The organism is Trueperaceae bacterium (assembly GCA_036381035.1).
Classification (GTDB): Bacteria; Deinococcota; Deinococci; order Deinococcales; family Trueperaceae; genus DASRWD01.
Map to the genome: position 1 here is coordinate 1 of DASVDQ010000159.1, position 17,361 is coordinate 17,361.

The 17,361-nt window shown below is 72.6% G+C and carries 15 protein-coding genes; 7 read left to right on the forward strand and 8 right to left on the reverse strand.

From position 1 onward, the window contains the following. Positions 1–903 (reverse strand): LLM class flavin-dependent oxidoreductase (locus VF202_15630; protein ID HEX7041547.1); only part of this gene is annotated, 903 nt, incomplete at its 3' end. A gap of 61 nt (positions 904–964) precedes the next feature. After that, a complete protein-coding gene (locus VF202_15635; protein HEX7041548.1) occupies positions 965–2,524 on the reverse strand; it encodes an ABC transporter substrate-binding protein in 1,560 nt (519 codons plus the stop codon). Positions 2,525–3,110: 586 nt separating this feature from the next. On the opposite strand from VF202_15635, the gene VF202_15640 reads away from it, so the two are divergent. The 6 genes from VF202_15640 (at position 3,111) to VF202_15665 (ending at position 11,194) form a co-directional block, all read left to right on the forward strand. After that, the gene (locus VF202_15640; protein ID HEX7041549.1) at positions 3,111–4,064 is read left to right on the forward strand and encodes an ABC transporter permease; all 954 of its coding nucleotides are present in this window, start codon (positions 3,111–3,113) and stop codon (positions 4,062–4,064) included. A 46-nt stretch (positions 4,065–4,110) separates the two neighbouring features. Further along, a complete protein-coding gene (locus tag VF202_15645; GenBank protein ID HEX7041550.1) occupies positions 4,111–4,977 on the forward strand; it encodes an ABC transporter permease in 867 nt (288 codons plus the stop codon). 243 nt (positions 4,978–5,220) lie between these two features. Further along, positions 5,221–6,279 carry a succinylglutamate desuccinylase/aspartoacylase family protein gene (locus tag VF202_15650; GenBank protein HEX7041551.1) on the forward strand — a complete coding sequence of 353 codons (1,059 nt, stop codon included), beginning with the start codon at positions 5,221–5,223 and terminating at the stop codon, positions 6,277–6,279. A 158-nt stretch (positions 6,280–6,437) separates the two neighbouring features. After that, positions 6,438–8,030, forward strand: a complete 1,593-nt coding sequence (locus VF202_15655; protein ID HEX7041552.1) for an ABC transporter substrate-binding protein — start codon at positions 6,438–6,440, stop codon at positions 8,028–8,030. Then, the gene (locus VF202_15660) at positions 8,027–9,523 is read left to right on the forward strand and encodes an amidase (protein HEX7041553.1); all 1,497 of its coding nucleotides are present in this window, start codon (positions 8,027–8,029) and stop codon (positions 9,521–9,523) included. Before VF202_15655 ends, VF202_15660 begins: the two co-directional genes overlap by 4 nt. 126 nt (positions 9,524–9,649) lie before the next feature. Next, positions 9,650–11,194 (forward strand): ABC transporter substrate-binding protein, encoded by a 1,545-nt coding sequence (locus VF202_15665; GenBank protein HEX7041554.1) that lies wholly within the window; start codon positions 9,650–9,652, stop codon positions 11,192–11,194. A gap of 4 nt (positions 11,195–11,198) precedes the next feature. Here VF202_15665 and VF202_15670 read toward each other — a convergent pair whose 3' ends face one another. From VF202_15670 to VF202_15690, 5 genes are all read right to left on the reverse strand, one after another. Next, entirely contained in the window at positions 11,199–12,002 is an 804-nt protein-coding gene (locus VF202_15670) for an ABC transporter permease (protein HEX7041555.1), read from the reverse strand. An 83-nt stretch (positions 12,003–12,085) separates the two neighbouring features. After that, a complete protein-coding gene (locus VF202_15675; GenBank protein ID HEX7041556.1) occupies positions 12,086–13,003 on the reverse strand; it encodes an ABC transporter permease in 918 nt (305 codons plus the stop codon). Between the two features lie 42 nt (positions 13,004–13,045). Then, complete coding sequence (locus tag VF202_15680; GenBank protein ID HEX7041557.1) at positions 13,046–13,678, reverse strand: aquaporin; 633 nt, start codon at positions 13,676–13,678, stop codon at positions 13,046–13,048. 195 nt (positions 13,679–13,873) lie between these two features. Continuing rightward, complete coding sequence (locus VF202_15685; GenBank protein ID HEX7041558.1) at positions 13,874–15,427, reverse strand: hypothetical protein; 1,554 nt, start codon at positions 15,425–15,427, stop codon at positions 13,874–13,876. After that, positions 15,424–16,206 (reverse strand): ABC transporter ATP-binding protein, encoded by a 783-nt coding sequence (locus VF202_15690; GenBank protein ID HEX7041559.1) that lies wholly within the window; start codon positions 16,204–16,206, stop codon positions 15,424–15,426. Before VF202_15690 ends, VF202_15685 begins: the two co-directional genes overlap by 4 nt. A gap of 127 nt (positions 16,207–16,333) precedes the next feature. Here VF202_15690 and VF202_15695 point away from each other — a divergent pair, with 127 nt between their 5' ends. Further along, on the forward strand, positions 16,334–16,840 hold the full coding sequence (locus VF202_15695) for a DinB family protein (GenBank protein ID HEX7041560.1): 507 nt from the start codon (positions 16,334–16,336) through the stop codon (positions 16,838–16,840). A gap of 16 nt (positions 16,841–16,856) precedes the next feature. Here the strand turns inward: VF202_15695 and VF202_15700 are convergent, their stop codons facing one another. Further along, positions 16,857–17,180, reverse strand: coding sequence for a DUF1905 domain-containing protein (locus tag VF202_15700; GenBank protein ID HEX7041561.1), 324 nt, complete (start codon positions 17,178–17,180; stop codon positions 16,857–16,859). Positions 17,181–17,361: the final 181 nt, after the last annotated feature.

Sequence of the window (17,361 nt, forward strand, 5' to 3'; positions counted from 1 at the left end):
CACCCCGGCGTCCGCGAACTCGCGGACCCGCGCCGCGATCGTCTCGGGCGAGCCCACCAGGTTCGCGCCGCCGATGTCGCGCGGGTCGTGCGTCCGCTTCAGCCAGTCGGCCTCCTGCTGGCGCTTGCGCACCGTGGCCTCGGCCACCTCCCGCGCCTCGGCGTCCGTGGGCGCTATGGAGGTGGGTGACAGGCAGGCGACCTCGAGCCGCAGGTCCCGCGAGTACTTCTCCTGGGCCAGCCTCAGGATCGTGGGGACCTTCTGCCTGTAGAAGTCGGGCGAGCCGCCCACGAGCCAGCCGTCGGCGAACCTGGCGGTGCGGCGCAGGGCCGCGTCGCTCTGGCCGCCGTACCAGATCTTGAGGTCGGGCGCCTTGGGGAAGAGCTCCACGTCCTCGAGGTGCCAGAACGTGCCCTCGTGGGACTGCGGGCCGTCCTCCCTCAGCAGCTTCCTGATGATTTTCAGGGACTCCTCCGTGCGCTTGCCCCGCTCCTCCCACGGCACGCCCGAGACCTCGAAGTCCTTCTTCACGTTGCCGGCGCACACCGAGAGCACGTAGCGGCCCTCGGACAGGTGGTAGAGGGTCGTGGCCAGGCGGGCGACCAGCGTGGGGTCGCGCCAGCCCAGCACTATCGAGGCGGGGATCAGGCGCAGGCTCGGCACCTTGCACGCCAGGTAGGCGAGGACCGAGTGCGCCTCGTAGAAGTCCGTCGCCCGCTCGAGCGCGTCGACGGCCTCCACCGAGCCGGCGTAGAAGTGGTAGCGGTCGAAGTCGCCCCACTGGACGTGGTCGTGCACGAGGACCGCGTCGTAGCCCAGGCGCTCGGCGCTGGTGGCCATCACGTCGATGGCCTCCTTGGACGCGAAAGGGCCCGAGTGGGGGAGGCGTACACCGAAGCGCAAGTCGTTCCCTCCTGAGGGAGCAAGCGGCGGGGGACGGACGTACCGTCCCCCGCCCGGCGGCCTACTCGGCCGCTTCGAGGGTCTCGGCCCAGAACTCGATGGTCGTGTCGGGCGTCAGGTTCGCCACGGGGTCGCGCCAGGCGGCCACGTAGGCCCTGTAGAGGATCGGGATGATGGGCAGCTCGTCCATGAGCTTGGCCTGGAGCTCGTGGTAGAGCTCCTCGCGCCGCGACTCGTTCAGCTCCCCGCGCGCCTGCTCTATGAGGTCGTCGGCGCCGTCGTAGTGGAAGAAGTTCGAGCCGTTTGGCGGGATCGAGTCGGAGTGGAAGACGTCGGTGAAGAACAGGTCGGGGTCACCGAAGCGCGAGGTGGCCGAGAAGGTCACGTCGAAGTCGCCGCTCTCGCGGCGGTCGAAGGCCGTGGTGGCGTCGAGGCCCTCGAGCGTGACGTTCACGCCGATCGCCTGCCAGGACTCGGCCAGGATCTGCGCGATCGTCGTCTCGGGCTCGCGCATCTGGAACATCAGGGTCATGGCGAAGCCGTTCGGGTAGCCGGCCTCGGTGAGCAGCTCGCGCGCGCGCTCCGGGTCGAAGGGGTAGGTGGGCACGTCGTCGGTGCCGCCGGCGACCTGGGAGGGCCGCATGACGTCGGCCGGCTGGTCGAGCCCCGGGAGGAACGACGTGATCAGGCTCTTGTCGATCGCGTGCGCTAGGGCCTGCCTGACCCTCACGTCCTGCACCGGCTCGTAGTTGGGGCCGAACTGGACCTGCATGAGGTTGTAGTACTCGACGACCGTGACGGCCTCGATCGTGTCGCTGTTCAGGAGCTGCTGGGCGACCTCTGGGTTACCCCTGGTGTAGGCCGCGTCCAGCTCGCCGCTCTCGAGCGCCGCCGCCACGACCGTCTCCTCGCCCACGTGCACGAAGGTGACCGTGGCGAAGTCGGGCGGGCCCATGTAGTAGTCGTCGTTCGCGGCCAGGACCACCTCGTCGTTCTGGTTGAGCTCCACGAACGAGTACGGCCCCGTGCCGATGGGGTGCTGCGCGAAGCCCTCGCCCAGCTCCTCCACCGCCGCCCGGGACACGACCAGGCCGGGCCTGTAGGCGATGACGTTGCGCAGGAACGAGGGCTGCGGCTCGGTGAGCGTGATGCGCACGGTGTAGTCGTCCACGGCCTCCACGGACGCCACGCCCGTGAGCAGCGAGTACCAGGACGACTCGGGGTCGTCGAGCTGGCGCTGGAACGTGAAGACGACGTCGTCGGCCGTCATCTCGCCGTACCCGCCGTGGAACTGGACCCCGTGCCTCAGGTGGAAGGTGTAGACGGTGCCGTCCTCCGAGACCTCCCAGCTCTCGGCCAGGTCGGGGGCGAGCTCGCCGCCGCCGGTGCCGGGCACCATCCTCACCAGCGAGTTGAAGATGCTGCGGTTGACGAAGGAGTCCGAGGTGTAGCGCCAGTAGCCGGGGTCGAAGACCCCGCCGGGCCTGGCGAACTGCAGTCGGATGCGGATGTCAGGCCGCGACTCCTGCGCCGTGGCGCCGGCGAACAGCGACAACGTCGCCAGCGCCGCTAGCGCCGCGAACACGACCTTCCAGCTAGCAAGGGTCCGTCGGTGGTTCATCGCCCACAACCCCTCCCGTCGCCCTTCCGGGCCCAGCGGCCGTATACCGTCGTACACGAATTGGCTGGCTGCGAGACTAGCAGTCTCCCCCCGAAGCGTCAAGGAGGACTAGGGCGCGAGTGACGGGGCGCGAGAGCCCCGGCGCGAGTGACGGGGCGCGAGGGCGCGGGACGGGCGGCGAGGCGGCGCGAGTGCGCGGGTGCGGGGACGAGGCGGTGGGAGGGCGCGCCGGTCGCCGGAGCGCGAGCCGGCCGCCGGTGCGCCCGTCCCGACAGGGAGGCGCCGTGGGCCGCGACGGAAATTGACACCCGGGGCACTCGTTGCTAGACTCCTCGCACTAATCCGTATCCGGCTGTATACAGCGGCCCATGCGTTCGCAGGACGTTCGCGCGCCCGCTTCGCCGACCAAGCCAGCGGCCTCCGAGGGAGGACGTGCTCGATGAGCAGACCAGGGCAGCCAGCCTACGCGCGTCGCCGTAGGCGAGTATCTGACCACTACCTTCATGGGCGGTGCGGCCATGGCGCGTACGCCGGCGCGGCGCGGCCTGGTGCCTGCTAGGCGCGTCGCCTTCATGACCGGTGCCGCATGACCTCCTACGTCGTCAGCCGCCTGCTCTCCGCCGTCCCCTTCCTGCTCTTCGTGCTGGTCCTGGCCTTCGTCCTCATCAGGGCGACGCCGGGCGACCCCGTGAGCGCGTACATGGCGCGCCTCGGGGGCGAGAGCGCCGTCTCCCAGGAGTTCATAGACAACCTGCGTCACGAGCTGGGCCTCGACCAGCCCGGGGTCGTCCAGTTCGTCAGGTACGTGCAGCGCGTGCTCCAGGGCGACCTGGGCATCTCCTTCAGCAAGAATCGCCCCGCCCTCACGATAGTGAAGCAGCAGCTCCCGTTCACGGTCCAGCTCGCCCTCGCCGCCATCGTGGTCGCCGTCGTCATCGGCATCCCCGTGGGCGTCATGGCGGCGCGGCGCCGCGACAGCGCGGCCGACTTCCTCAGCTCGAGCCTGTCCGTCTTCGCCTACTCGATGCCGAACTTCTGGTTCGGGCTGATCCTCATCAGCGTCTTCTCGGTGCGTCTGGGCTGGTTCCCCGTGCTCGGCGTGGGCCAGCCCAACCTCGTGAGCCGTCTCGAGCACCTCGTGCTGCCGGCGCTCACCCTGGGCCTGTCCCAGGCCGCCTACATCGTCCGCATGTCCCGCAGCGCCATGGTGGACGTGCTGGGCGAGGACTACATACGCACGGCGCGGAGCAAGGGCGTGGGCGAGACGAGGGTGGCGTACAAGCACGCCATCCGCAACGCCCTCATCCCCGTCGTGACGGTCATCGGTCTCACGCTCGGCAGGGCCCTGGGCGGCTCGGCCGTCGTCGAGATCCTCTTCGGCCGCATCGGCATGGGCAGCCTCCTGGTCGAGTCGATAACCCAGCGCGACTACGTCATGACCCAGGCGGGCGTGCTGGTGTTCGCCGCCGGCGTGTTCGTCGTCAACCTGCTCGTGGACGTCACCTATGGCCTACTCAACCCGCGGATCCGCTACACGTGAGCCTGCGGCGCCGCCGCTCGGGACGCGCCAGACGCTGGCGGAGCCCGTGAAGCCGCGCGCGCCCTCGCGGCTGAGGAGGCTCTCGAAGCACCGCAACCTCGTGGCGGGGACGGCGATCATGGTGTTCTTCGTCCTCGTGAGCATCTTCGGCCCGTTCCTCACGCCCTACGGGCCGAACACGATCTCGCCGGGAGACCGGCTGCAGCCGCCCAACGCCGAGCACTTCATGGGCACGGACCACCTGGGCAGGGACATCTTCACGCGCGCGATCTTCGGCGCTCGCTACTCGATCGCCATCGCGGTGAGCGCCATCCTGGTGGGTGGCACCATCGGCTGGCTGGCCGGCGTCATCGCCGGGTACTTCGGCGGCAAGGCCGACCGCGCCGTCGTCTTCCTCGTGGACACGTTCCTGGCCTTCCCCATGGAGCTCTTCGCGCTCGTCATGATCGCCACGCTGGGCCAGGGCCTCCAGAACCTCGTGTTCGCGATCGCCTTGGCGGTCTGGCCGCGCGTGGCGCGCGTCGTGAGGGGCGAGGTCCTCAAGGTCGTCCAGCTCGAGTACGTGGAGGCGGCCAAGGCCATGGGGGCGCGCAGCAACCGCGTGATCCTCAAGCACATCCTGGCGAACACGCTGGCGCCCACCACTGTGGCCTTGAGCTTCTACGTGGGCACGGCGCTGCTGGTGGAAGCCAGCCTAGGCTTCCTGGGCCTGGGGGTGCCGCCGCCCACGCCCACCTGGGGGCGCATCGTGAGCGACGGGCGCAACTACATGCAGGCCGCGCCCTGGGTGATCACCACCGGCGGGCTCGCCATAGGCCTCATGGTGCTGGGGCTGAACCTGTTCGGGGACGGGCTGAGGGACGCCGTCGACCCCCGCACGAACAGGGTGGTGACGAACCCCGAGCGCGGCTGAGCGCTCGCGACGTCCCTCGCGCCGGACGAGTCGCGTGGAGCGCCCGCGACGTCCCTCGCGCCGGGCGGGACGCGTGGAGCGGCCGGGCGTCACTCGCGCCGGGCGAGACCCGCCGAGCCGCAGCGGGCTGGTCGCCCCGGCCGGGCCGCGGCGAGGTTGACGCTCGCGTCCGACCGTTGTTAGACTCCATCCAGTTGTATACAGCCGTATACGTGGCCCGTGCAGGTGTGAAGGGAGCATGCCGTGCAAGTACTCCGCATCACCCCCGAACAGTTCGACTTGGGCGCCGTCCAGAAGGGCACCAAGCAGCGCTACGCCATCAAGGTCGGCGAGTTCGCGAGCGGCGCTCCCGTGGAGCTGGCCGTGACGGTGGTGCGCGGCCAGAAGGACGGCCCCACGGCCTTCGTGGGGGCCGGCGTGCACGGCGAGGAGCCCGCGGGCATGGACACCGTCAAGCGGCTCGCGCGCGAGCTTGACCCCGGCCAGGTGTCCGGCACCGTGATCGCCCTGCCGCTCATCAACGTGCCGGCCTTCGTGCACCGCCAGCGCCTCTACCCGCTCGACGCTCCCACCGTCGTGGACATCGGTGGCACGCAGCCCGACAAGGACGGCGTCCTCTCCACGCGCATCCTGTGGGCGGTCGTCGACTGCATCGCCAAGGACATCGACCACGCCCTCGACATCCACGCTACGCACCTCGACAGCATCAACTACCCGAGGGCGATGCTCACCTCGCCCGGTGACCTGCCGGAGGACCTGGAGCGGCGGCGCCTCGAGCTGGGCCGGGCCTGCGGCTTCGAGATCATCCACAGGTGGACGCGCAAGGGGCGGAGCGGCGGGCCCACGGGCATCTTCTGCCGTCGCGGCGTGCCGGCCATCGCCATCGAGGCCGGCGAGGGCTGGCGCAACCTCTACCCGTTCCCCGAGATGATGCTGCGGGCCACCTACAACTTCCTCAAGGCGACAGGCGTCCTGCCCGGCGAGCCGGAGCTCCCGGCCATGCAGGTCGAGATCACCAAGCGCTACGAGGTGACGGCCACCAAGGGCGGCATGTCGCACCTGAAGGTGAAGACGGGCGACTACGTGAGGAAGGGCCAGCTCCTGGCCGAGATCCGCGACTTCTACGACGACGTCGTGGAGGAGCTCACGGCCCCGGCGAACGGGATCATCGTGCGGACCTCGCTGCTGCCCATAGTCAACACGGGCGCCCGCGTCTGCAACGTGTACGAGACCGAGGAGTCGGGCTGGGAGACGCGGCAGGTGCCGGAGCTCGAGCGGCACATAGTGGTCTCCGGCTTCTGACGGTCCCTTGACCACCGCCGAGGCCCCGCGAGGACGTCCCCGCGGGGCCTCGGCCTTTACAGGCGGCCCCCCTTCTGCTACCGTGTCGCGCGTCGTATACCGTCGAATACCGCGTGATCGCGAAGGATGACCCCCGTGGCCCCAGAGGAGGGAACGGCATGGTTAGACCCGTACGCGCGCCACACGTCCTGCCCCGTTCGAGGCTGCTCCTGGCCCTCTGCGCCGTCGCCGTGGCGGCGGGGGTCCTCGGCGGAGTGGCCGACACGCAAGGGGCGGCGCAGCGGCCCGACCTGCGCATCAGGCTGCAGTTCGCCAGGCCCGGCGGGATCTACGACCCGGCGTACTGGCGCTACACCTCGGACGGCTGGGTCTACCCCGCCCTCTTCAACCAGCTCGTGCGCAAGGTGCCAGGCACGGGCGGCGACCTCGAGCCGGACCTGGCCGAGTCGTGGGAGGTCTCGGCGGACGGCACGACCTACACCTTCCACCTGCGCGGAGGCGTGCAGTTCCAGCGCGGCTACGGCGAGCTGACCGCCGACGACGTCGTCTTCTCCATCCAGCGGCAGATCGACGACCCCGAGGCCACCTTCCACTCGATCTACTCCAACGTGAGCCGGATCGAGGCCGTGGACGACCACACGGTGAGGATCGTCCTGGCCGAGGCGCAGCCCTCGTTCCTGCTGGCCGTGCTCACGAACCCCAACGGCGCCGGCTTCGTGGTCTCCCGCCGCGCCGTCGAGGAGCTGGGGCTGGACGAGTTCGCTCGGCATCCCGTGGGGACGGGCCCGTACGTGCTCGAGGAGGTCACGCCCACCGACGAGGTCGTGCTCACGAGCCACGACGACTACTTCGGCGGCATGCCCAGCGCGCGCAGCATCACCTTCGTGCACGTGGCCGAGGAGGCCGTGGCGGCGGCCGCGCTGGAGCGCGGCGAGCTGCAGGCCATCTACACGCGCGGGAACCCCGAGGTCGCGCAGGAGCTGCTGAGCTCGCCCGACGTCCAGGCCCAGACCGTCGTCGAGTACTACAACATCATGCACATCGCCTTCAGCCCGAACTTCGCGCCCGTGCAGGACGTGAGGGTCAGGCAGGCGCTGGCCTACGCCCTCGACAAGAGCGCGATCGCCCTGCTGCTGCCCGGCCTCGACCAGCCGGCCGACGTCATGCGCCCCTCGCAGCTCCCGGGCGGCACCGACGACGTGCCCACCTACGGCTACGACCCCGACCGCGCCCGCAGCCTCCTCCGGGAGGCGGGCGAGGGGGACCTCGCCTTCACGCTGATGTTCCAGACCCGCGAGCCCGAGGCCACGATCGCCCAGTGGCTGGCCGATAGCTGGGAGGCCGTCGGCGTGAGCGTCACGCTGGAGGGCACCGAGGCCACGACGGCCCACGACATGCGCACCTCGGGCGACTTCGAGGTCACGTTCTCCGCCACCTCCCGCGCCGGCGACCCGGACTACTTCTTCACCGACGTCCTCCACTCCAGCTCCACGGGAGGCGCCGGGTCGAACTTCTCCGGCTACTCCGCCGCCGACGACCTCATCGAGGAGGCCAGGTACGAGCTCGACCCGCAGCGCAGGCAGGAGCTCTACGAGCAGGTCCAGCGGCAGGTCATGGAGGACCTGCCCGTGATACCGCTCCTCTACCGCGCCTACGTGGCGGCGTGGAGGGAGCCCATCGAGAGCCTGGTGCCCGACAGCACGATCCAGTTCTGGCCCGACACCATCGAGGTCGTCTCGGGCGCGCCGTGACCGGAGAGGGGCCGCCGAGCGGGGGCGAGGGCGGCGCGCCGCGCGCCGCCGGGCCGAGAGGCACCGCCGGCGCACACGGGCCGCGGACGGCGGGCGACGGGCTCGAGTTCGAGCCCCTGACCGCCGTCGCGGACGCGGTCCGCGAGGGCCGGCTGAGCCCTGTCGACCTGGTCTCCCGGCAGCTCGCGAGGGCCAAGACCATAGGGGCCGCGCTGGGCGCGTTCATCACCGTCGCCGAGGACCAGGCCATGGAGGACGCCGCGCGGCTGGAGTCCGCCCTCTCCTCCGGCGCGGTCGCGGGCCCGCTCCACGGCGTGCCCGTGACCGTCAAGGACAACGTCGCAGTGGCCGGCCTGCGCCTGACGGCCGGGTCGGGTCTCTTCGCCGACAGGGTCGCCGACGAGGACGCGCCGTCGGTGGCCCGCCTGAGGCGCGCCGGCGCGGTGGTGCTGGGCAAGACGAACCTCTCCGAGCTCGCCTTCGGCTCCTCGCATCCCGCCTTCGGCGAGCCCCTCAACCCCTGGGACCCGGGGCTGTCCACCGGCGGCTCCTCGAGCGGCTCGGCCTCCGCGCTGGCCGCGGGCATCGGCTACGGGTCGGTGGGGACCGACACCGGCGGCTCCATAAGGATCCCGGCCTCGATGTGCGGGCTCGTGGGGCTGAAACCCACCTTCGGGCTCGTCGAGCTGGACGGCGTGGTCACGATCAGCCGCGAGCTCGACCACGTGGGCCCGCTGGCCCGGACCGTGGGGGACGCGGCCCTGCTGCTCGAGGTCATGGCGCGGGACGGCTGGGAGCGACGCCGGCGCCTGGCTAGCCTGGAGGGGGTGACGGACGGCCTGCGCCTGGGCGTGCTGCCGGACGAGGAGCTAGAGGGTGTCCACCCGGACGCCGCGGCGGCCGTCGCGAGGGCTCGCGACGCCCTGGTGGCGGCCGGGTGCGCGCCGGTGGTCGTGAGCCTGCCCGACCGCGCACTGGCCAAGACGACGATGTGGACGCTCGGCGCCGCCGACCTGCTAGTCGACCTCGAGGCTCACCTGTGGGGCCCGGGGATGGGCGAGGGCCTGAGGGCCGCCCTGCAGCGCGCGGCCGACACGAGCGCCGCCGCCTACGTGAAGGCCCGCAGGGCGCGCGACGAGCTCACGCGGGAGGTGGACGCCCTGTTCGCGTCCGTCGACCTCCTCCTCACGCCGGGCGTCCCGGTGCCCGCGCATCCCACGGCGCAGCGCGCGGCGCTGCGCGACGTGCGGCAGGCGTACACGCCCCTCTTCGACCTCACGGGCCACCCCGCGCTCGTGGTGCCGGCGGCCCTGAGCCGCGAGGGCCTGCCCCTGGGCGTGCAGCTCGTGGGTCGGCGGTGCGCCGACGACGTAGTGCTGGGGGCCGGCCTCGTCGTCGAGCGCGAGGTCGGGTCGCTGTGGGCGCGGGAGGACGTGCGGAGCCGGGTGTCCGCCAACCTCGCCGAGCTGCCGGCGCGGCGCCCCGCCGCCTGACCCCGGCGGGAGCGCCCTCCACGTGCCCGTGCCCGGTTCGTCATGCCCACCCGCGCTCACCCGCACCCCGTCCACCCGCTTTGGTATACGGTGGGATACGAACATGCCCGAGGTAGGTGCGGGAGGATGAAGCCTCGTCTGCCCAGGTTCGTGCGCCGCGCGGTCGCTCTGCTCCTCGTCCTGGCGCTGGGCCGGGGCGTGGCGGCCGAGAGGCCCGACCTCGTCATCGGCGTCGTGGCGCTGCCCAACGGGCTCGACCCCGCCGTCGACATCAACATCGGCGCCAACGGGTTCCGCACGCTCTACTCGGTCTTCGACAAGCTCATCTTCCGCGACTTCCTGGGCGGCGGCCTGCGACCCGGCCTGGCCGAGTCGTGGCGGTGGGAGTCGGACACCGAGCTGGTCCTCGAGCTGCGCCGCGGCGTGACCTTCCACGACGGCTCCGCGCTCACGGCCGACGACGTCGTCTTCTCCCTGGGGCGCGTGCTCGAGCCCGACTCCGGCCTCGTGACGGCGCGCGGGACCTTCGCGAACATCGCCGCCGTGGAGGCGCTCGACGACTGGACCGTGAAGGTCACCACGAGGTCGCCGGACCCCGTCCTCGAGCAGGTCCTGACGATGCAGGAGGCCTCGATAGTCCCCGCCGAGGCCTACGCCGCCGGCGCGGAGGCCTTCAACCGCCAGCCCGTGGGCACCGGTCCGTACCGCGTGGCCTCGTTCGTGGCGGGCGACCGCCTCGTCCTGGAGGCGTACGACGGCTACTGGGGAGGGACGCCGACGGCGCGCCAGGTCGTGTTCCGCGTCATCCCCGAGACCGCGGCGCGGGTCACGGCGCTCGTCACCGGCGAGATCGACATCGCCGCGTCGCTGCCGCCCGACCAGGCGGCGGCGCTGGGGCGGTTCGACGGCGTCGAGGTGCGGCCCGCCGTCCTCGACAACATCCACATGCTCCGCTACAACACCTCGAACCCGGTGCTCAGAGACGTGAGGCTGAGGCGAGCGATGAACCTCGCGATTGACCGCCAGCTCCTGTCCGACTCCCTGTGGGGCGGCGCCGCCGTGGTGCCGCGCGGGCACCAGTTCGAGGCCTTCGGCGACATGTACGACCCCTCGCGGCCCGTCGCCGAGTACGACCCGGAGCGCGCCAGGGCCCTGGTCGAGGCGTCCGACTACGCCGGCGAGAAGGTCTACCTCAACGCGCACCCTACCTGGTACACGAACGGGCTGGCCGCCGCCGAGGCGATCGTCGAGATGTGGCGGGCCGTGGGCATAGACGCCGAGGTACGCGTCGTGCCGGGGCCCGAGCAGCTCTTCGGCCTGAGCCACGACGACCCCTTCGCGATGGTGAACATCTGGTCGAACTCGATGCGCTTCGCCGACCCGGCCGGCGGCCTGTGGGCCACGTGGAACCCCAACGCGCCGCCCCAGGCCAGCGGGTACTGGCGGGCGCCCGACGAGTTCAACGCGCTGGGCGCCGAGGCCGCCGGCATCACCGACAGGGACACGCGCCGCCGGGACTACTGGCGCATGCTCGACATCTGGGAGGAGGAGGCGCCGGGGACCGTCCTCTACTACTCCGTCGAGTTCTACGGGGTGCGCCGGGGCGTGCGGTGGACGCCCTACAGCGACTTCTACATCGACCTCAGGCCCTACAACCTGGCGTTCCGCTGAGCCCTCAGCCCCTCTGCCGGGGGTCGAGCCTGTCCCTCGCCCAGTCGCCCAGCACGGAGACGGCCACGCTCAGCAGGACCAGCGTCGCGGCCGGGGCGGCGGGCAGCGTCCAGTCCGTGAGCAGGTAGTCACGGGTCGTGCCCAGCATCGCCCCCAGGGAGGTGTCGGGCGGGCGCACGCCGATGCCGAGGAACGACAGCGCCGACTCCAGCAGCATCACGTGCGTGAAGTTGGCCGTAGCCAACACGACGAGCGAGGTCGAGACGGAGGGCAGCAGGTGCCTCAGCGCGATCCGGCCACCTGTGGCCCCCAGCGCCCGCGCGGCCTCCACGAAGGGCAGCCGGCCGAGGGCGAGGACCTGCCCCCTGACGACGCGGGCGTAGACCTCCCAGCCCGCCAGCCCGACCACGAGCACCAGCACGGCCTTCGACGTCCCGCCGAGCGCGATGGCCGTGAGCGCCACCAGGACGAAGGGGACGGACACCTGGACGTCGACGAGGAACATGATCAGCTCGTCGACCCAGCCGCCCGCCAAACCCGCGGCGAGGCCCAAGGCGCTGCCGAGCGCCAGGCCTATCAGCGTGCCGAGCGTGGCCACGCCCAGTGTCGTCCTCAGGGCGTGGAGGAGGCGCGAGAGCACGTCGCGGCCGAGGTGGTCCGTGCCGAGCCAGTGGCCCTCCGCCCCGCCCAGCCACGACGGGGGCTGGAGCCGGGCCAGCAGGTCCTGCTCCCTCATGTCGTAGGGCGCGATGACCGGCGCCAGCAGGGCCGCCGCGAAGAGGCAGGCGAGGACCGCGTAGCTGGCCACGGCGAGCGGGGGCGGGCCGCGCCGGCGCCCCGGCGCGCGGGTCAGGGGGCCCGCCTCGCTACGGGTCGCGCGGGCCCAGGGCCTCACGACGCGCGCACGCGCGGGTCCGCGACCCCGTACAGCAGGTCGACGACGAGGTTGGCCGCCACCACGGACGCGCTGATCAGCACGACGGCGAACTGGATCACCGGGAAGTCGCGCGCGGCCACCGACGTCACGAGCAGCCGCCCCACGCCCGGCCAGGCGAACACCGTCTCCACGACCACGGACCCCGCCACCAGGGCCCCGGCCCGCAGGCCCAGCAGCGTGAGCACGGGGAGGCAGGCGTTGCGGAGGACGTGCTTCACGGCCACTGACGCGGCGCCGGCGCCCTTGGCGCGGGCGGTGCGGACGAAGTCGAGCTCCGCGAGGTCGAGCATGACCCCGCGGGTCAGCCGCATGAGCCAGGCGGACGAGCCGGCCGCGAGCGTCAAGGCGGGCATGACCAGGCTGTGCCAGCCCTCGCGCCCCCCGCTGGGCAGCCAGCGCAGCGCCAGGCTGAAGACGAGGATCAGCGCCACGCCCAGCACGAAGTTCGGCACCGCCTGGCCCAGGAGGGCCGCGGCCGTGACCGACCTGTCCCAGGGACCCCCGCGTCCCTGCGCGGCCAGGACGCCGCCTCCCACGCCCAGCAGCAACGAGAGCGCGAAGGCCACGACGCCCAGCTCGAGCGTCGCGGGGACGCGCTCGATCACCGCCCGGGCCGCCGGCCTCCTCTCGGCGAAGCTATCGCCGAAGTCGCCGCGCAGGACGTTGCCGAGGTAGGTGAGGTACTGGCGCGCCAGGGGCTGGTCGAGCCCGAGGCGCGCCCTCAGCTCGGCCCGCTCGGCCGCCGTGGCGTTCTCGGGCAGCAGGGACCGCGCCGGGTCGCCCGTCAGCCGCGGGGCGACGAAGGCCACGGTGAGCACGAACCAGACCGTCAGGGCGCCTCGCCACAGCCTGTACCAGAGGACGCGTGCCAACTGCGCTCCGCGGCTCGCGCGAGCCGTCCCCTGCCGCCCGCCCTAGCCCTCCGGGTGCAGGTACCTGAACGCCGCCGCGGCGAGGGCGCCGCCGAGCAGCGGCCCCACGACGTAGAGCCAGACGTGGCCGGCCGGCCCGCCGGCCAGCGCGTCGACGAGGACGGCTCCCACGCCCACGGCGGGGTTGAAGGCGCCGCCCGACACGGCGCCGCCGGCCGCCGCCCCGGCCGCCACCGTGCCGCCGATCGCCAGGCCGTAGAAGGAGTTGCCCTTCGTCGCCGACGCGGTGGCCGAGGCCAGCACCACCGAGACGAGAGCGAAGGTGAAGAGCGTCTCCACGGCCAGGGCCGCGAGGGTCCCGGACGCGGGGCCCGGCGCCACCGTGAACGGCGCGCCCGCCGCCCAGCGGGCGGCGGCGGCGGCGACGATCGCCCCGAGGAGCTGCGCCACCCAGTAGGGGACCAGCTCCCGCGACGGCAACGCCCCGCGCAGCACGGCGCCGAGGGTGACGGCCGGGTTGTAGTGCCCGCCCGAGACGTGCCCGCCGGCGTAGACCATCACCATCAGCGCGAGCCCAATCGCCAGGGGCGCCAGCTCGCTGCCCTGCGCGACGGTGAGGCCGACGGTGAGCACCAGGAAGAAGGTGCCGACGAACTCCATCAGGTAAGCGCGCATCGAGGCCCTCCGTTCGCGGTCGCCTGAGCGTGAACCCGCCATGAGAGCGTATCCCATGGCGCCCGCGCCGCCCGCGAGGCGCGCGGCGTGGCCGACGCCGGCCACGCCCCGCCGCAGGGGTGGCCTCGCGAGCGCTCGCGGCTCGCCGCGCCGCGACCGCGGGCCTCGTCGGCGCCGGCGGCTCGCCCTGCCGCCCTAGCCCTCGAACGCGAACCCCCGGCCGCGCGCCCGCGCGAGGCCCAGGAGCGGCAGGGCCACGGACGCGGCCAAGGCCGCGGCGGTCCAGGGGCTCAGCGTGGCCGCCAGGTAGCAGGCGGCGGCCCACGCCAGCGGCGTGAAACCCTCCACCAGGAAGAGCGCCAGGTCGCCCTGCGCGCGCCGCCGGCGGAACAGGTCCCCGCGGCTGACCCGCACCGGGTTCCATAGGCGCACCGTCGCCGTGCCTAGGGCTGCCGCCGCCCCGCAGACGATCGCGGCGGCTCCGGAGAGGAGGTCGGTGGCGGCGAGGCCCACGGCCAGCGGCAGGCAGAGCGCCAGGGCGGGAAGGGTCGCGGCGAGGAGCTTGGCGCGGCGCACGGTGCTTCCCGGCAGCGGCGCGGCGGCGAGCAGGTCCGGCGCCTCCTCCCCCGCCACGCAGATGCGCGCCAGGCTGGCGGAGAGGGTGCCGACGAGCGCCGTGATCGTCACGCCGAGGGCGGGGCCCGTGCGCAGGCCCGTGAAGAGGCCCTCGTCTCCCCTCAGCAGCACGTACGCCGCCGGCAGCAGGTAGATGAGCTGGAGCAGCGTCTGAGACACCAGGTAGGGGTCCCTCGCTATGAGCTTCCACTCCTTGACGAGCAGCGCCCTCACGGGACCGCCGCCCGAGGCGAAGCGCGGCTCCGCGGAGGCTCGCGCTCGGAGCCGCCGCCTGGACCCCTCTGAGAGGCCGATCCCCCGCGCGTAGGCGCCCTGGAGCGCAGCGACGGCCGCCCAGGCCACGGCGGCGCTGGCGGCCAGCGTGAAGGCGGTGGCCGCGGGGTCCAGGTAGAGGGTCCGCGCCGGCAGCCACAGAGGGCTGTCCGCGGCCAGGGGTCCGCCGGGCTCGAAGTAGGAGAGCAGGCGACCCACCCTGTCGGACGCCGACCCGGGCCCGCCGCTCAGCAGGTTGGGTAGCTGCGCGAGCAGGAAGAGGAGGGCGCCGGACAGCGCCGCCAGCACCTGGGAGACGGTCCGGGCGCGGCGCGGACCCAGCAGGCGCACGAGCGCCAGCGTGACGAGCATGCCGAGCGACGCCGTGACTAGCGCGACCGCCGCCAGCAGCGGCACGGCGCCCAAGAGCCGCGGCACGCCCGCTACCAGCGCCAGCGCGAGGAGCGGTAGCACGAAGGCGCCGAGCGTGAGGAACACGCCGGCGGCCACGGCCAGCAGGCGGCTGGCGAAGAGGGTGCGGGCGCGGAGCGGCGAGGACGCCAGCAGGTCGAGGTCGCCGCGCTCGAAGAGGGCCACTACGCTGTGGTTGATGCCTATCGTCAGCCCGAAGGGCGTGAGCACCAGCAGAACGGCGGCGCCGAGGAACACGGCCTCGGGCGGCAGCGGCGAGGAGACCATGCCCCGGAGCGGCACGACGAGCGGGTAGAAGAGCAGGACCACGGCCGCGCAGCCCAGGGCCAGGACGAGGAGCGCCGTGGCCGGCTTCGTGTCGCCCAGCGCCTCGCGCCACCGCACCCTCAGCTCGTGCCGCAGCAGCCAGGGCAGCGAGCCGGGCCTCAAGGGCCCTCGACCAGCTCGAGGAGCACGGCCTCGAGCGTCCCCGATTCGTCGCCGACCCGCGCCCGCAGCTCCTCGAGCGTGCCCTCGGCCACGAGCCGCCCGCGGTCGATGATGCCGATGCGCTCGGCGAGCCGCTCGGCGACCTCCATGATGTGCGTCGTCAGGATCACCGTGCGCCCGCCCCGCACGTACTGGACGAGCAGGTCCTTGACGGCCTTGGCCGCGGCGGCGTCGAGGCCCGTGAGCGGCTCGTCGAGGATGATCAGGTCGGGCTCGTGGATCAGGCCGCCCGCCAGGCCGAGCTTCTGCCTCATGCCGCGCGAGAAGGTCTCGGTGAGGTCGTGCCTGTTGCCCCAGAGACCCAGCCACTTCAGGAGCTCGGTGGCCCTGGCGATCGCCTCGTCGGCGGGCATGCCCCAGAGGCCGGCCACGAACTCCAGGTACTCGAGCGGGTCGAGCTTGCCGTAGAGGAGCGGCTCGTCGGGGAGGAACGCCAGCCGCCGCTTGGCCTCCTCGGGCTGGCGCAGCACGCTGACGCCCAGCACGTGGGCGTCGCCCGCGTCGGGCCGCAGCAGCCCGGCGACGATGCGCAGCGTCGTGGTCTTGCCGGCGCCGTTGGGCCCGAGCAGCGCGTAGAGCTCACCCCGGCGCACCTCGAGGGAGAGCCGGTCCACTGCCACCGTGCTCCCGAAGCGCTTCGTCAGCCCCGCGAGCCGCAGCGCCGGAGCGTCGTCGCCCCGCGGCTCCGTCGTGGGGGTGGGTGTGTACGGCTCGTTCATGGACCCCTCGGGGCAGTCTTACCAAAGTCCCGCGCCGGGCCTCGGCCGGACGAGGCTGTTACACTCGCCGACGCGAGACCGACGGGGCGGGAGCGGACGCGCGAGCGTCCGCGGACAGGGGTGCACCATGGAAGTGCCGGCCGAACTGAGCATCGTCTTCGAGTCCTTCGACCGCAACGCCCGGGTGACGCGCGCCCTGCTCGACACGCTGACGATGGAGGACCTGGCCTACAGCGACGGGGTGGGCGGCTACAACATAGGCCAGCACCTCGCCGACCTCGTGGACTTCCGACCGAGCTGGCTCAGCCGCGTCTCGCCCCAGCACGCGGCGCAGGTGCCCAACGTCATCGACGAGAAGTCGCCCACGTGGCTCGGCGTGAAGAGCATCGCCGAGCTGCAGGCCGCCTTCGACGCCGGCGACGCGGCCGTGCGGGCGGCCGTGCTGGAGGCGGTGAGGGAGGGGCGCGGCTTCCAGGGCGTGTACGAGACTCACCCGGCGCACCTCATCCAGCACACCATCGTCCACGACTCCCACCACCGCGGCCAGGTGCTGGCCCTGCTCAGGCAGGCGGGCCGTCCCGTCGAGACGCGGCAGAAGCTCGAGAGCGAGACCTGGGCGATCTGGCGGGAGTAGCGGACGGGGCCGCCGCTCAGCGCCCCGCCGCCCGCGCCTTGGCGGGACTGACCTCCATGAGCTCCAGCTCCACGGTGACGGTGTCGCCGAGCTCTATCCCCTCCTTGCGGCGCACGTCGGCCCTGACGGGGACGATGTAGCCGCCGTCCTTGGGCCACAGCGCCGTGGCCCACGAGGTGGCGCCTATGGTCACGCGCGCCGGGATCATGCCCCAGCCGTAGGTCACGAACCGGGCGGCCGCCCTTATGAAGTCGCAGGCGTCCTCGGGCACGGACACGAAGTGGTGGGGTGCCGGGCCCCTCCAGTACCAGACGGGCCCGGCGAAGCGCAGGAGGTCCATGCGCCCGACTCTAGCGGGACCCGCCGTACGGGGCGAGCGCCCTAGGGCTGCCCGGACGGTGTCGACGCCGCGTCCGTCCGCACCTCGAACGCCAGCACGAAGGCGGGCAGCTCCTCGCCGGGGTGGTCCTGGTGGTGGAGCATCGGGAGCTGCAGGTAGGTGGCGTTCGCGTCCGGCGTGG

Coding starts and splice junctions, on each gene's coding strand:
- VF202_15655 (HEX7041552.1), top strand. CDS start 6,438: ATGGTTAGACCCGTACGCGCGCCACACGTCCTGCCCCGTTCGAGGCTG.
- VF202_15665 (HEX7041554.1), top strand. CDS start 9,650: ATGAAGCCTCGTCTGCCCAGGTTCGTGCGCCGCGCGGTCGCTCTGCTC.
- VF202_15700 (HEX7041561.1), bottom strand. CDS start 17,180: ATGGACCTCCTGCGCTTCGCCGGGCCCGTCTGGTACTGGAGGGGCCCG.
- VF202_15680 (HEX7041557.1), bottom strand. CDS start 13,678: ATGCGCGCTTACCTGATGGAGTTCGTCGGCACCTTCTTCCTGGTGCTC.
- VF202_15690 (HEX7041559.1), bottom strand. CDS start 16,206: ATGAACGAGCCGTACACACCCACCCCCACGACGGAGCCGCGGGGCGAC.
- VF202_15695 (HEX7041560.1), top strand. CDS start 16,334: ATGGAAGTGCCGGCCGAACTGAGCATCGTCTTCGAGTCCTTCGACCGC.
- VF202_15640 (HEX7041549.1), top strand. CDS start 3,111: ATGACCTCCTACGTCGTCAGCCGCCTGCTCTCCGCCGTCCCCTTCCTG.
- VF202_15635 (HEX7041548.1), bottom strand. CDS start 2,524: ATGAACCACCGACGGACCCTTGCTAGCTGGAAGGTCGTGTTCGCGGCG.